Annotated in this window: 16 protein-coding genes; 15 read left to right on the forward strand and 1 reads right to left on the reverse strand. The window is 47.3% G+C overall.

Features of this window, described 5'->3' with window-relative positions; translation table 11 throughout:
* The first annotated feature begins 64 nt into the window (after positions 1-64).
* The 4 genes from thpR to AC4EHB_RS00300 are packed head-to-tail and all read left to right on the forward strand — an operon-like array spanning position 65 to position 3,081.
* Positions 65-610 carry an RNA 2',3'-cyclic phosphodiesterase gene (gene thpR / locus AC4EHB_RS00285; protein WP_490973606.1) on the forward strand — a complete coding sequence of 182 codons (546 nt, stop codon included), beginning with the start codon at positions 65-67 and terminating at the stop codon, positions 608-610.
* Between the two features lie 18 nt (positions 611-628).
* The gene (locus tag AC4EHB_RS00290) at positions 629-1,561 is read left to right on the forward strand and encodes a diacylglycerol/lipid kinase family protein (protein ID WP_490980379.1); all 933 of its coding nucleotides are present in this window, start codon (positions 629-631) and stop codon (positions 1,559-1,561) included.
* Positions 1,558-2,208, forward strand: a complete 651-nt coding sequence (gene trmB, locus AC4EHB_RS00295) for a tRNA (guanosine(46)-N7)-methyltransferase TrmB (RefSeq protein ID WP_490980380.1) — start codon at positions 1,558-1,560, stop codon at positions 2,206-2,208. The genes AC4EHB_RS00290 and trmB overlap by 4 nt, the downstream gene beginning before the upstream one ends.
* An 18-nt stretch (positions 2,209-2,226) precedes the next feature.
* Entirely contained in the window at positions 2,227-3,081 is an 855-nt protein-coding gene (locus tag AC4EHB_RS00300; protein ID WP_490973609.1) for a YtnP family quorum-quenching lactonase, read from the forward strand.
* 73 nt (positions 3,082-3,154) lie between these two features.
* On the opposite strand, the gene AC4EHB_RS00305 is transcribed toward AC4EHB_RS00300, so the two are convergent.
* Positions 3,155-3,469: a hypothetical protein gene (locus AC4EHB_RS00305; RefSeq protein WP_490973610.1), complete on the reverse strand. Its 315-nt coding sequence runs from the start codon at positions 3,467-3,469 to the stop codon at positions 3,155-3,157.
* A 377-nt stretch (positions 3,470-3,846) separates the two neighbouring features.
* Here AC4EHB_RS00305 and AC4EHB_RS00310 point away from each other — a divergent pair, with 377 nt between their 5' ends.
* The 11 genes from AC4EHB_RS00310 to ytxJ all read left to right on the forward strand — a co-directional run bounded on the left by AC4EHB_RS00310 (position 3,847) and on the right by ytxJ (position 13,996).
* Positions 3,847-4,920 carry a M42 family metallopeptidase gene (locus AC4EHB_RS00310; protein WP_490980381.1) on the forward strand — a complete coding sequence of 358 codons (1,074 nt, stop codon included), beginning with the start codon at positions 3,847-3,849 and terminating at the stop codon, positions 4,918-4,920.
* A gap of 41 nt (positions 4,921-4,961) precedes the next feature.
* Positions 4,962-5,483, forward strand: coding sequence for a DUF84 family protein (locus AC4EHB_RS00315; RefSeq protein WP_490980382.1), 522 nt, complete (start codon positions 4,962-4,964; stop codon positions 5,481-5,483).
* A gap of 60 nt (positions 5,484-5,543) precedes the next feature.
* Complete coding sequence (locus tag AC4EHB_RS00320; RefSeq protein WP_490980383.1) at positions 5,544-6,065, forward strand: hypothetical protein; 522 nt, start codon at positions 5,544-5,546, stop codon at positions 6,063-6,065.
* Positions 6,066-6,069: 4 nt separating this feature from the next.
* Complete coding sequence (locus AC4EHB_RS00325; RefSeq protein WP_490973614.1) at positions 6,070-6,387, forward strand: thioredoxin family protein; 318 nt, start codon at positions 6,070-6,072, stop codon at positions 6,385-6,387.
* A 67-nt stretch (positions 6,388-6,454) separates the two neighbouring features.
* Complete coding sequence (locus tag AC4EHB_RS00330) at positions 6,455-7,273, forward strand: DUF1444 family protein (protein ID WP_490973615.1); 819 nt, start codon at positions 6,455-6,457, stop codon at positions 7,271-7,273.
* On the forward strand, positions 7,270-7,878 hold the full coding sequence (ytpR, locus tag AC4EHB_RS00335; protein WP_490973616.1) for a YtpR family tRNA-binding protein: 609 nt from the start codon (positions 7,270-7,272) through the stop codon (positions 7,876-7,878). Before AC4EHB_RS00330 ends, ytpR begins: the two co-directional genes overlap by 4 nt.
* A 6-nt stretch (positions 7,879-7,884) precedes the next feature.
* Positions 7,885-10,587, forward strand: coding sequence for a DNA translocase FtsK (locus tag AC4EHB_RS00340; RefSeq protein ID WP_490980384.1), 2,703 nt, complete (start codon positions 7,885-7,887; stop codon positions 10,585-10,587).
* A gap of 155 nt (positions 10,588-10,742) precedes the next feature.
* Complete coding sequence (murC, locus tag AC4EHB_RS00345; protein WP_490980385.1) at positions 10,743-12,056, forward strand: UDP-N-acetylmuramate--L-alanine ligase; 1,314 nt, start codon at positions 10,743-10,745, stop codon at positions 12,054-12,056.
* Positions 12,057-12,279: 223 nt separating this feature from the next.
* Positions 12,280-12,774 carry a DUF948 domain-containing protein gene (locus tag AC4EHB_RS00350; RefSeq protein WP_490973619.1) on the forward strand — a complete coding sequence of 165 codons (495 nt, stop codon included), beginning with the start codon at positions 12,280-12,282 and terminating at the stop codon, positions 12,772-12,774.
* Between the two features lie 27 nt (positions 12,775-12,801).
* A complete protein-coding gene (locus AC4EHB_RS00355; protein ID WP_490980386.1) occupies positions 12,802-13,638 on the forward strand; it encodes a YtxH domain-containing protein in 837 nt (278 codons plus the stop codon).
* Positions 13,639-13,666: 28 nt separating this feature from the next.
* Entirely contained in the window at positions 13,667-13,996 is a 330-nt protein-coding gene (gene ytxJ / locus AC4EHB_RS00360; RefSeq protein ID WP_490973621.1) for a bacillithiol system redox-active protein YtxJ, read from the forward strand.
* Positions 13,997-14,060 lie beyond the last annotated feature (64 nt).

Consider the following 14,060-nt stretch of genomic DNA (forward strand, 5'->3'; position numbering starts at 1 on the left):
GGCGAAAGCCGATCACTATTTTTTTGTGGACGCGCAAGTGGTAAACTTGTAAAAGGTGATGATTATGCAAACACATTATTTTATCGGGATCAATGTTCCGGAAGCGGCCGCAAAAAAGTTGGCAGAGGCGCGCGGGCAATGGGTGCTGCAGAGCCATAAAAAGTATACGCGGCCGCAGGATATGCATGTTACGCTGTTGTTTATCGGCAGTGCGGAAGTAACTCAGCTGCAAGCAGCGGCTCAAGCGCTAGAGGAGATCTCGCAAGCGCCTTTTGATTTGGCGATAACCGGCGTCAAGACGTTCGGCAACCCGCAGACGCCGCGCATCATCTACGCCGCTATTGAGGACAGTGCACCGCTGATGGCGCTGCAGGAAAAGGTCAGAGAAATCACGCAAAAATTCGATTTGTCATCGGACCAAAAGCCATTCGTACCGCATATCACGTTGGCTGCCAAATGGGCGGGCGGAAAAGAGATGGAAGAGGCGTCGGTGTTCGAACTGCCGCCCATTTCATTTCGCGTCGAGGAATTTTCATTGTTCCGCATCGAACCGCAAAACATGCGCAAATATGTGCCGCAAGCAACTTACCGATTGCAGGAAGGCGTCTGACGCCAAAAGAGAGGTCCCATGAAAACAATCATTATCGTCAATCCGACAGCCGGCAACGGCAATGCAGCAAAAAAATGGAATAAATTCAAACAAACCGCAGCGTTTCCGCATGAATTGCTCTTTACGCAATATGCGGGACATGCGCAAGAAGCGATTGCGCGGCTCCGTGAAAGGGATGAACCGATGCTGCTCATCGGCTTCGGCGGCGATGGCACGATGCGTGAAATCATAGCCGGCGCAGCGGGTACACCGAACTTGATCGTGGGTTCTGTCGCTGCCGGGTCCGGCAACGATTTCAGCCGGGGGTTTTATTCATTCAGAAACGCCGAGTCGGTTGCAGAGTTTTTGAAGGAGCCTTCAAGCCGCGTGCAAGACCTTGGGGAATTCAGGGATTCGGAATCGTTCCGGTTCGCGAGCAGTTCAGGCATCGGCTTTGACGCTGAAATATCCACAATGGTCAATCGTTCGCTGGCCAAAAAGGTGCTCAATAAAGTAGGAGCGGGAAAACTGGTTTACTTGCTTTATGTCATCCGCACATTGTTCCGCTTTGAGAAATTCGATTTGTCAGTGGAGATAGATGGCAAAGAACAGCGTTTTACAGACGTTTGGCTGGCGACTGTCAGCAACCAGCCTTATTTCGGAGGCGGCATGAAAATTTCACCCAACTCCGAAACCGGAGACGGGGTGCTGGAATTGACCATTGTCAGCGGGATATCACGCTTGAAACTGCTGCTGGTGTTTGGTACGGTTTTTACTGGAACCCATACGAGGTTCAAAGAAGTGATTCAGCTCAGCGCAAGCCGATTCCGTTTGAAAACAGATCGGCAAGTATATCGCCACATCGACGGCGATTATGCCGGCAAAAGCCCTGAAAATGAGCCAATCCACTACGGCGTCAGCAAGTGCCGATGGAATGCGATAAATAATGGAAAGAAAGAGGATGTACTATGAGAACACGTTTTAAACCTTGGGCTTCAGATCTGATGGAAGCCCATCCAGAAATCCTGATTCCGAATCCGGATCAGCAAAAAGGCAAATGGCAGGAAGTATTCGGCAATAACAATCCGCTTCATATCGAAGCAGGGACTGGGAAAGGCCGTTTCATCATCGGCATGGCCAAGCAGAATCCCTCGATCAATTACATCGGCATCGAGTTGTTCGACAGCGTCATCGTCAGTGCACTTGAGACGATATTGGAAGAAGAAGGCGGCATTCCGAATTTAAGATTGCTGCGCGTCAACGCGAAAGACATGACCGAGTTTTTTGAAAAAGGCGAAGTGGACCGGCTGTATTTGAACTTCTCGGATCCGTGGCCGAAAAAACGCCACGCCAAACGCCGTTTGACCCATGATACTTTTTTGGCGCTGTATGAAGTGGTGCTACCGCAAAACGGCGAAATCCATTTCAAAACAGACAACCGCGGCCTATTCGAATATTCGCTGACCAGCGTTTCGGAATACGGCATGCTGCTGAAATATGTGTCATTGGATTTGCACGCCGGAGAACCGGAATGGAACATCATGACAGAATACGAAGAAAAATTCTCGAAAAAAGGGCAGCCGATTTACAGGCTCGAAGCACAATACCAAACGAGTTAAGCATAAGGGGGATTCAAAGTGGATAAATTTCAATTTCACGACATGGCATTGACATGGCTGGATGGGGGAACGACTTGGCTGGACGGAGGCACAATGTTTGGAGTAGTGCCGAAAGTTATCTGGTCAAAGCGGTATCCGGCCAACGAACAAAACCAGATTGAATTGCCGACGCATCCGATCTTGGTGCAATACAGCGGCCAAAACATCATCATCGACAGCGGACTAGGGGACGGTAAATTGAACGATCGCCAAAAACGCAACCTTGGGGTGTCCTCGGAATCACGCATCGAAGAAAATTTGGCGGAACTTGGTTTGTCTCCAGCGGACATCGATTTGGTCTTAATGACACATCTGCACGGCGACCACGCAGCCGGTTTGACGAAACCGCAAAGCGAAGGCTACGTTTCCGTTTTCCCGAATGCAAAAATTTATGTTTCTGCGGTCGAGTGGGAAGAAATGCAGCACCCGAATATCCGCTCGCGCAACACGTACTGGAAAGAAAATTGGGAGCCGATTGCGGGCCAAGTGGAGACGTTCGGTGAACAGGCCACTCCAGTGGATGGCATTACGATGATCCACACAGGCGGCCATTCGAATGGCCATAGCGTCATTAAATTGGAAAGCGGTGGCGAAACAATCTTGCACATGGGCGACATCATGCCTACGCATTCCCACCAAAATCCGCTTTGGGTGCTCGCTTTTGACGATTACCCGATGGATTCCATCTACGCGAAAGAAAAGCTGATGAAAGAAGCCTTAGCAAATGGCTATTATTTCACGTTCTACCACGATGCGTATTACCGTATTCTCAAATGGAGCGAAGACGGCAAGGAAATTATCGAGTCCGTGCAATACAAGGAAAAGCAATTCTAAGAATTGCTCGGATAAACACATGACAAAAAGAAAGAATGCCGCAGGGACTTGCGCGGCATTCTTTCTTTTTTTATTAAACTTTATTCACTTCGACGATGGCACCCGAATAGGCATCTGCCATGAATTCGAATTGCTCTAATTCGTCGTTGCGGTGGCGGGTGATGCCGCCTTTATAAACTTCTGTTTCAATTGCGTGCTGTTTATATGGTTCTGTTTTCATGTAAATCCACGAACCGTCGATCGGACCTTCTTCTTTAAAAGCTTCTTTGACACTTTTCAGGACATCATCTGCGGGATAAAGCTTTTCCTTGCGGTCATACACTTCTTTGACAATATAAGTCGCTGCCACACCTGTTGCAAATCCGATTAATAAATCACGATTTTTCACTAAAATCCCTCCTAAGCTTTCTGGACAAATTGTACCATAAATGAAGTACAGGGAAAAATATAAGCTTTGTATGTGTAATTTAAGATTTTTTGTTAGGAATACGCCGCAAAACAGCCTAGTATCTAAAATATAGCAGACCCAGTAAGCTTTTATTTCTCAAAGAGCTTATCCAGCGTAGGCGCGTCAAGGGGCTAGGCGGAGTAATGAGACGGGTGTCATCCCCGGCTTATTACGGAAGCCAGGCCCAAAGCGTCCGAAGCGATGTTTATATAAAAACGTGATATCTATCTTTCGTATGTCGAAATATAAAACTGGAAATATTCAGTTAAAAGCTCTACACTATAGGGAAGCAATGCATTTTAGGGGGAGTTATACATATGAACAGTGAGACGAGAGAATTATTCAAGACATTGACCGAGTTGCCAGGAGCACCCGGCAATGAGCATGCAGTTCGCAAGTTCATGCGCCAAGAGCTTGAAAAGTATTCAGATCGATTGATTCAGGATAATTTGGGCAGCGTCTTCGGTGTAAAAGAAGGCGACGCAAATGGTCCACGCATTATGGTAGCCGGACATATGGATGAGGTCGGCTTTATGGTATCCCAAATTACAGAAAACGGCATGCTCCGCTTTCAGCCGCTCGGCGGTTGGTGGAATCAGGTCATGCTTGCCATGCGCGTTGAAATTATCGTTGGCGATAAAGTGATTCCTGGTGTTGTTGGATCGATTCCACCGCATCTTTTGAGCGACGAGCTGCGCAGCAAGCCGATGGACATCAAGAATATGCTGATTGATATCGGTGCCGATGACAAAGCGGACGCAATAGCAATGGGCATTCGCCCAGGCCAGCAGGTCGTGCCGTTCAGCCCATTCACGGAAATGGCGAACAGTAAGAAAATCATGGCGAAAGCTTGGGATAACCGATACGGCTGCGGTCTCGCGATTGAGTTGTTGAAAGAATTAAAAGACGAGAAATTGCCGAACCTATTGTTCTCCGGCGCGACCGTAATGGAAGAAGTGGGTCTTCGCGGAGCGCAGACGGCCGCAAATTTAATTCAGCCAGATTTGTTTTTTGCGCTTGACGCAAGTCCGGCAAATGATGCAACCGGTGATAAAAATGAGTTCGGACAATTGGGCAAAGGGACGCTCCTGCGTATTTTCGATAAGAGCATGGTGACGCACCGCGGCATGCGCGAGTTCATCCTGGACACAGCGGAGTCGAATAATATCCCTTACCAGTACTTCATTTCCCAAGGGGGAACGGACGCTGGCAAAGTCCATACAGCAAATGAAGGCATCCCGAGTTCCGTAATTGGCATCTGCTCACGCTATATCCATACGTCAGCGTCAATCATCCACACTGATGATTACGCGGCAGCGAAAGAATTGCTGACGAAACTCGTCAGAACTGCTGATAAAACGACTTTGGAGACAATTAAACAAAACAGTTAAAAGAGGGCCTTCGGGCTCTTTTTTTTGAAAGGGATGAGGAAATGAAAAAAATACAAGCAGGCATTGCCTCGAAAAATCCAGCCAAAATCAACGCGGTTGCTAGCACAATGGAAGGCCTTGGCTATGAGTTCGATCTGGCTTCAGCGGAAGCAGATTCCGGCGTATCCGACCAGCCAAGGTCACTCGCGGAAACTCGTCTCGGTGCCATAAACCGCGCCAAAACCTTATCAGCAGAAGCCGTTGACATTGCCATCGGCTTAGAGGGCGGAATCTATGAACTTGAAGGCGAGATGTATTTATGCAATTGGGGTGCGCTCGCAACTAATGATGGCAAAATTTATACAGCCGCTGGAGCCCAACTTCCGCTGCCGGAAGAAATTGCGGAAAAACTGCGAACGGGCGGCGAGCTCGGGCCGGTTATGGATGCATATGTTAATGAAAGCGGCGTAAGGCATCATAAAGGTGCGGTTGGCGTGTTGACTGCGGGTGTTGTCAACCGGGATGAAATGTTTAGCCATATCGTCATGCTGTTGCTCGGGCAATACGCCCGCGGCATCGATTAAGTTGCATGTGCCAGGAAACATCTTTAAAATAAGAACAAGCAAAGTTAGGGAGGAATAGGCGTGCCTCGTAAAGGATTATTGGTTTTATTTTCAGCAGCAGCTATTGGATTAGCGGGCTGTTCAGCAACACCGGAAGAAAAGATTGCCGGCGCCTTTGAAAATGCACATAAGGCATTTTCTGCAGAACCGAGAGAGGCAAACGAATCTTCTGACGGTACAGCGTTTTATCTGCCTGGAGGCTATACGTTGGAAGAGCCATCCGATGAGCGCAGCATCAACATCACCAAAGGCAGCGAATCGTTTATGTTGACCGCCAACCCGAACGAGGCGGGCGACAGCACAGTATTCTATGACCTTTTAAAATCCGATCCGCAGCAGGAATGGGCGGCTGATGAAACTTTCGAAGAAAATGGAAGATTCGGTTTTGCCGCTGTACGAAAAATTGCGGACGACCGATTTGAAGTGGTGGCCAGCGCAGGCGGCGCTAAATTGGCGGCCGTATCGGAAGCGGGCAAAATCGAGGAAAATATGGACTGGATGATGCAGACTGTTCGTTCCATCGACAACGAAAAGGGGGATTGACTGAATGAGAACGTTAACTTCTATTGAGCAATTCAATGAACTGGCGGAAAGCGAGCCGGTCGTCTTTATGTTTACAGCCGACTGGTGCCCCGATTGCCGTGTCATTGATCCGATACTGCCTGAAATCGAAGAAGCACACACGGAATTCACTTTCGTATCAGTGGACCGGGATGAATTTATTGATTTGTGCATTGAAAAGAACATTTATGGAATCCCAAGTTTCCTAGCTTACACGAATGGCACCGAAGCTGGCCGTTTTGTCAGCAAAGACCGCAAAACCAAACAGGAAATCGAAAATTTCCTGGCCACTCTCGCTAGATGAGAAAAAATAAAAAAGGGACGGTTCGCCATACTGTGGCTGAGCCGTTTATTTTTGAGGAGGAAGCGACATGAAGAAATCATCCGAATTGGTAGAGATATTGAAACAGCGCATGACGAATCCCGAATTGATCTGGCATTTTGACCGTGAAAAAGACATGTTGGACATCCGGCACAAAACCTTAGGAAATGGCATGACGCTTTCCTTGCCGCAGGCGTTAAACCGCTATGAAGCAAAAGGGGAGGCGGCATTGGATGAAATCGTCTACACCATTCTGGAAACTTTCGGTGCGATGGAAAAAGAGTCGAAAGGTGAACTGAAATCATCGGAGCATATCTATCCGGTCATCCGCTCTACGTCATTTCCGCTGGAATCGAAAGAAGGCCATCGCTTTATCACATCGGACCATACAGCTGAAACACGGGTTTTTTACGCGTTGGATGCTGGCACTACCTATCGCTTAATTGACGAAAATATGTTAAATTCATTAAGTCTGAGTGAAGAGCAGGTCAAAGAAATTGCGCGGTTCCAAGTGAAGAAACTGAAAACCGCTGTAAAAGAAGACCGCGTCGCAGGCAATGTATTTTACTTTTTGAACGAAAATGATGGGTACGATGCTTCCCGTCTGCTGAATGAAAACTTCCTAAAAGACATGAAAACGAAAATTACAGGCGATATGACAGTATCTGTGCCCCATCAGGATGTGCTGATCATCGGGGATATCCGCAACGAGACCGGATACGATGTATTGGCTCAGATGGCGATGCACTTTTTCACAAACGGCAAAGTGCCGATTACGTCATTGTCGTTCATTTATGAAAATGACGAACTTGAGCCGATTTTCATCATGGCCAAGAATAAACCGACCGAGGAGCAGGATAAGAAATGAATGCATTTTACAATAAACACGGAATAGGCGACGTCCTATTGGTCCAATTGCAAACGGAAACGCCAGAGAAAATCCACGCTGAACAATTCGGAGACGTTACGCTGATCAAGGACGGTGAAGGAAAAATTGCCGGTTTCAACCTTTTTAATGCATCGACATATGTTGAAATGCCTGAAGGCGAAAAAGTGGAACTCTCAGAAGCATTAGTTACAGCGCTTCAGAATGCTTTGGCTAAAAATGGCGTAGATTATATTCTTGAAGTCGATCTGTCTCCAAAATTTGTCGTAGGCTTTGTAGAAGTGAAAGAAAAGCATCCGAACGCAGACAAGCTGAATATTTGCCGTGTCAATGTCGGCAGCGAAGAATTGCAGATTGTGTGCGGCGCTGCGAACGTTGAGCAGGGACAGAAAGTGGTTGTGGCAAAAGTAGGCGCAATCATGCCTTCAGGTATGCTGATCAAAGATGCAGAACTCCGCGGAGTGCCGTCGAGCGGAATGATCTGCTCGGCAAAAGAACTGGCTTTGCCGGATGCTCCTGAAGAAAAAGGGATAATGGTCTTGCCAGAAGATGCAGAAATCGGATCTCCATTCGAAGTAAAGGCGTGACGCGTTATGAGCTGGGTTAAAAATGTATGGAATCGTTTATTCACTGAAGCCGAGGAAGAGGAAGCTGCGGAAAATGCCCCTAAACAAGAAGAGCCCGTAACTGAGCGGCCGAAAAAAGCGCCGTTCCGCTTTCCAGTTATTTCAGATAACGAAAAAGGCCGTTTCAAAGAAACAGAACCTGCAACAGAGCAACCGGCTCCCAAACGCCGCCCGTCAAGCCCTGCTTTGAACAAAGCTCGCGGCTACGGTCCGCCGGCACCACAAGTAGGCGAATCATACCAAAGCCCTCCGGTGCGCGAGCCACGGGAAAGGCGGGAACCACGGGAAACTCGTGCTTACGTCAAGCCGGCTCCTAGAGCCCCGCGCCCTGTAGAAACGAAAAGTTTGCCAAGGCTGAGCCAAAACAGCCAGCCGAAGCCGAAAGGGCAGGAAATTCCGGCAGCGAAGCGGCCAGTAACCCGTGCATACGAGCCGCAAAGTAAAAGCACACGGCCGTTTGAACCGAGCCGGGTGCCGTCTCCAATCCATGGATATAACGAGTCGCGTCCCGAGCCGGTCATGAATTTGCTCGAGAAAAAAGAACATCAGCGCAATGAACAGCCGAATTTGAGCTCTTTAGCTTCAGCTAAAGAAGCGCTGAAACTGCAAGGGTTCCATAACCAATTGCCTTTTACCGAGAAAGAGAAACTGGTTGAAGAAAAACTGCCGGCGCCGGAAGAAGCAGTGGCGCCAGCACCGCAACAGGCGGAATTGGCAGTACAACAACCGCTTGAAGAACAACAGCCAGCGCCGGTTCATCAAAAGGTATCTGTCCTGTTGTTTGATGACGAACCGGAGCATATGGAAGAGCCGGCAGAGATTAAAGAACCTGAACCGATCGAGGAGCCTGCAGAGATAGAAGAACCAGTGCATATCGAAGAGCAGGCAGAAATCAAAGAGCTGGAACAAATCGAAGAACTACTAGAGATTGCTGAGCCTGAAGTTTTAGAGCAAGAGGTACATAATGGCGCAATGGTAGAGGCGGCTAATGCCGAGGAAATCCGCGCACCTGAGAAAAAGCGTGAAAAGATAGTGCCATTTAATGTGCTGATGCTGAAATCCGATAAAGAACGATTGAAAAAACCTTTGCAGCAGGCTAAGCCTGGTGTTAAGGGCTCGCCTGCTGCACTCCTGCAAGCGGAACAGCAGACAAAAAAAACCGGCCAAAAGACGGTCGTACAGACCCAAAAGATGTCTGAAGTCGCGCCGATGCAGCAAGCTCCAAAAGAAATTCCAGAGAAAAAGCCAGAACAGCCACTCGCTTATGAGCATCCAAGAAGCGATTATTTACGCGCGCCAGAAAACGATTTGATAGATGAAGCGTGGATGGAAGAGCAAGGAGAACGCCTTATCGAAGCATTGTCCCACTTCCAGATCCAGGCATCGATTCTCAGCATCGTGCAAGGACCGGCCGTGACCCAGTTTGAAGTGACCGTTGCCCAAGGCGTGAAAGTCAGCAAAATCCGCAATCTGGCAGACGACCTGAAGCTTGCCCTGGCGGCAAAGGACATCCGGATCCAAGCGCCGATACCAGGAAAAAGCTCAATTGGCATCGAGATTCCGAACCGCAAGTCCCGCCCGGTGCGAATTTCAGAAGTGATCGAGAGCAGGGTGTTCCAGGAATCGGACTCGCCGCTTGAAGCCGCTCTCGGCCTCGATTTAACTGGGAAGCCGGTTACGCTGGATTTGCGTAAAATGCCGCACGGCTTGATTGCCGGAGCGACCGGTTCCGGTAAGAGTGTGTGCATCAATTCGATATTGGTCAGCCTTCTTTATAAATCATCGCCGCGCGATCTGAAAATGCTGCTCATCGACCCGAAAATGGTTGAACTTGCGCCGTATAACCATATTCCGCATCTTGTCAGCCCGGTCATTACAGATGTCAAAGCGGCCACAGCTTCCCTGAAATGGGCAGTCGAGGAAATGGAACGCCGTTATCAATTATTCGCCCATTCAGGTGTCAGGGATTTAAGCCGCTATAATAAATTGGTGAAAGAAAAAGGGGACTATGCACAGCATCTACCTTATATCCTTATCGTCATTGACGAGCTGGCTGATTTGATGATGATGTCTCCGTCCGATGTAGAAGACGCCATTTGCCGCATTGCGCAAAAAGCCCGGGCATGCGGAATCCATTTGGTCATTGCGACGCAACGCCCATCGGTAGACGTTATCACAGGCTTGATCAAATCGAATATCCCGACGCGTATTGCATTTTCAGTATCCTCCCAAGTGGATAGCCGCACAATTCTTGATTCGCAAGGGGCGGAGCGTTTGCTCGGAAGAGGGGATATGCTTTACCTTGGAAACGGCATGTCCGCGCCTGTTCGGATACAAGGGACATTTGTTACGGATAATGAAATCGAAGACGTGATTGCGCATGTCCGTTCGCAAGGCGAACCGGAATATTTCTTCAACGAAGAAGAACTCATCAAACGGAGCGGAGCGATGGACGTGCAAGATGATTTGTTTGAGGAAGCTTGCCGGTTCATCATGGCACAAGGAAGCGCCTCGACATCGTTGCTCCAGCGCAAATTCCATATAGGCTATAACCGCGCTGCGAGATTGATGGATCTGATTGAACAGCACGGCTTTATTTCAGAACAGAATGGCAGCAAAGCGAGAGCGGTTTTGATTACGGAAGACGATATAGAGAACGTCTTTCAGTAAGATATGCATAAAATTTTAATGATGACAGGAAATATCGGGTATATCGGTAAGGTTTGAATAATGATATAATCGAGTGATTATGTTTTGTTGACTAGCTATGAATTTCGCTCAGCGATTTCTATAGACTCTTTTCAACTTCCACAGGAGGTTCATTTATGACAGTTTTACATTTTACCGGCATCAAAGGATCCGGCATGAGTCCACTCGCGCAAATAATGCACGATATGGGCAATACAGTACAAGGTTCTGATATCGAACAGTATTTCTTTACAGAAGACCGTCTTCGCGAAAGAGGCATCACAATTCTGCCTTTTGAAGCTGACAATATATCGGCAGACATGACAATTATCGCTGGCAACGCGTTCAACGACAGCCACCCGGAACTTGTCAAAGCGCGCGAACTTGGAGCGACGATAATCCGTTACCACGAGTTTCTTGGAGACTTGATGAAACAATATGTATCGGTTGCCATTACAGGTGCTCATGGCAAGACTTCGACGACCGGCTTGATGGCACATGTGCTTGACGGCTTTAAGCCAGTTTCTTATCTAATCGGCGACGGCACGGGATTCGGCAAGGAGAATTCACATTTCTTCGTTGCGGAAGCGTGTGAATACCGACGCCATTTCCTTGCTTATCATCCGGATTACGCAATCATGACCAATATCGATTTCGATCATCCTGATTATTTCGCGGGGATCGATGATGTCTTTAATGCGTTTGAAGAGATGGCGCAGCAAGTCAAGAAATGCATCATTGCCTGCGGCGATGATGAATTTCTTCAGCGTATTCAGGCACCGGTTCCGGTGGTCTACTACGGTTTCGGCGAAGAAAATGATTTCCAGGCCCGCAATGTCGTTAAAACGACCGAAGGTACATCGTTCGATGTCATGATCCGCAATGAATTCTTCCATACGTTCATGATTCCAATGTTCGGCGACCACGCCATCATGAACGCGTTGGCAGTTATTTCACTTGGCCATTATGAAAACATTCCTGCTGCCATTATGCAGCAGCAATTTTCGGATTTTGAAGGCGTCAAACGCCGTTTCACGCAAACAGAACTCCAAGGGCGCATTTTGATTGATGATTATGCACATCACCCGACAGAAATCCGCGCGACGCTGCAATCCGCACGCCAGAAATTTCCTGAGCGTGAAATTGTGGCGATTTTCCAGCCGCATACATTTACGCGTACGCAGACGTTCCTTCAAGAATTCGCGGACAGCTTGAGCGGCGCTGACCAGGTTTATCTTTGCGATATATTTGGCTCGGCACGAGAAGAAGTCGGCGTCCTGACTATCCACGATCTTGAAGAGAAGATTGAAGACAGCCGCATCTTGAAATCTGATGATGTTACTCAATTGCTTCAGCATGAAAATGCGGTTTATTTGTTCATGGGCGCAGGAGATGTTACGAAATTCCAGAGTGCTTTCGAAAACCTCATTAAAACCGAAGAGACGGTTTAAGAGCAACTTAACTTGAAGGCCGCAGGCGCAACCGGAAAACCGGAGGCGCCTGCGGCCTTTTTTGTGAGATGCAATCATAAATCAACTTTTGAATAGATAAACAATAGATTTTAAGCAGGATTAAAGGGTGTATAGGTGGAATAAATCTAAAGTGCCAGTGTTTACACCGATTGATGGTGGGGTACAAAAGAGATATACCAGTATTCAAAAAGGAGGAAACAGCATGGATTGGGAAATATTGCTTTACATAGCGGCTATCGTTGCTGCTGTCGGATTTTTAGTTTTATGTGTAGCATTGGCTATGACATTAAACTCATTGAAAAACACACTCAATGAAGTTTCAGGAACTGTTTCAGGACTTGAAAACCAATTACAGGGTGTGACCTTGGAAACGACGAACCTTTTGCATAAAACTAATGAGTTGGCAGAAGATATCCAAGTGAAATCAGAAAAACTTAACACAGTGGTGGATGCAGTCAGAGGTGTCGGAAATTCCGTTACTGATTTGAACTCATCTGTCCGCCGCATTACTTCGACAGTTTCTACTCACGTTGAACAAAACGAAGACAAAATCGCTCAGGTTGTCCAATGGGGCAACGTTGCAATGGGCATCCGCGACAAATGGAAAGAGCGCAAAATCTATGAAGCACGCGCTTCACAGTCTTATGCTCCAGTTCCAGGGCAAAAACAATTGCCGCACAACGACCAGTCCCAATAAACTTAATACCAAATGGAGGAATTTAATATGACAAACAATAAAAACAACAATAATAACTATCAGAAACCGAATTACAATGAATCTGAATACACGAACCAGAACTATTACGCACAAAACGAATATAACGGCCAGCAAAGCGCTTTCGTGCCACAATCTTATGGCATGGGCAACCGATATGACGATCTTTATGATTATGAAGATGAGTCAGGATCATCAGGCTTCCTATTAGGAGCAATCGTCGGCGGACTCATCGGAGCAGCAGCAGCATTGATGCTAGCGCCGAAATCCGGCAAAGAATTGCGCACAGACTTGAATACGCAGGCTAGCACGTTGAAAGAAAAAACATCAGGCTACACAGATACTGCTAAAGAAAAATCAAGCGGATTGACGCAACAAGTCAAAGATCAGTCGACTAAAGTGGTCGATAAAGTCAAAGGCATGAAATCTGGCCAATCTCCAATGGACGATGGCACAGCGTCATCTGAAGGCGAAGAAACGATTGAAATGCTCGACACTGTACAAAACTCGATCGGTCAGACTGAAACAGCTGGCCACGAAGCTTTCACTTCAACGGCAAACGCTTTGAAAGAAGCAGTCGAGGAAGTTAAAGAAGAAAAGAAATCTACAGACACTAGCAACACAAACAACAAAACAACTAATGCTTCGACAAGTTCGAACAACTCGAACAACTCGAACAACTCGAACAACTCGAACAAAAACACGTCGAATTCTAGCACTTCTGGCAGCGCCGGCAGCAGCTCGAATAAAAACAGCTCGAACAATAATTCAGGCAGCAGCTCGAATAAAAACAACTCAAGCAATAATTCAGGCAGCAACTCGAATAAAAACAACAATAAAAACTAATCATCTACATGATCTAGGAGCGGATTAAATGGAAAATTTAGTACGTGTACATGATTTAGACGATTTAAAGAATGTCACTGCCCACACCGAGCATTATTGGCTGCTGAAACACAGCAGTACATGCCCTGTATCGGCTTCTGCGTGGAATGAATACAATGAGTATTGCTCGTTGCACCCGAACCAGCTCTTTTTGTACCTAGTGGTTCAGGAAGACCGTGAGCTTTCCAAAAACATTGAATCGTTGACAGAAGTTAAACACGCTTCTCCGCAAGCCTTTCACTTTGCTAACCAAAAAGTTGATTGGAATGCGTCCCATGGCAGAATCACCAGCAAGGCGATGCAAGAATTTATCGTTTGAAAAAGAGTACGGAACCCTGGGGTTCCGGCTTTTTTTTATTACAAATACTTTAGCGCGTTGAATC

The organism is Planococcus sp. TJ-302 (assembly GCF_058268455.1).

Excerpts from the sequence above, each read along its gene's own strand:
- AC4EHB_RS00355 (WP_490980386.1), top strand. The coding sequence starts at position 12,802 with ATGACAAACAATAAAAACAACAATAATAACTATCAGAAACCGAATTAC.
- AC4EHB_RS00340 (WP_490980384.1), top strand. The coding sequence starts at position 7,885 with ATGAGCTGGGTTAAAAATGTATGGAATCGTTTATTCACTGAAGCCGAG.
- AC4EHB_RS00315 (WP_490980382.1), top strand. The coding sequence starts at position 4,962 with ATGAAAAAAATACAAGCAGGCATTGCCTCGAAAAATCCAGCCAAAATC.
- murC (WP_490980385.1), top strand. The coding sequence starts at position 10,743 with ATGACAGTTTTACATTTTACCGGCATCAAAGGATCCGGCATGAGTCCA.
- thpR (WP_490973606.1), top strand. The coding sequence starts at position 65 with ATGCAAACACATTATTTTATCGGGATCAATGTTCCGGAAGCGGCCGCA.
- AC4EHB_RS00350 (WP_490973619.1), top strand. The coding sequence starts at position 12,280 with ATGGATTGGGAAATATTGCTTTACATAGCGGCTATCGTTGCTGCTGTC.
- ytxJ (WP_490973621.1), top strand. The coding sequence starts at position 13,667 with ATGGAAAATTTAGTACGTGTACATGATTTAGACGATTTAAAGAATGTC.
- ytpR (WP_490973616.1), top strand. The coding sequence starts at position 7,270 with ATGAATGCATTTTACAATAAACACGGAATAGGCGACGTCCTATTGGTC.
- AC4EHB_RS00290 (WP_490980379.1), top strand. The coding sequence starts at position 629 with ATGAAAACAATCATTATCGTCAATCCGACAGCCGGCAACGGCAATGCA.
- trmB (WP_490980380.1), top strand. The coding sequence starts at position 1,558 with ATGAGAACACGTTTTAAACCTTGGGCTTCAGATCTGATGGAAGCCCAT.
- AC4EHB_RS00330 (WP_490973615.1), top strand. The coding sequence starts at position 6,455 with ATGAAGAAATCATCCGAATTGGTAGAGATATTGAAACAGCGCATGACG.
- AC4EHB_RS00325 (WP_490973614.1), top strand. The coding sequence starts at position 6,070 with ATGAGAACGTTAACTTCTATTGAGCAATTCAATGAACTGGCGGAAAGC.
- AC4EHB_RS00310 (WP_490980381.1), top strand. The coding sequence starts at position 3,847 with ATGAACAGTGAGACGAGAGAATTATTCAAGACATTGACCGAGTTGCCA.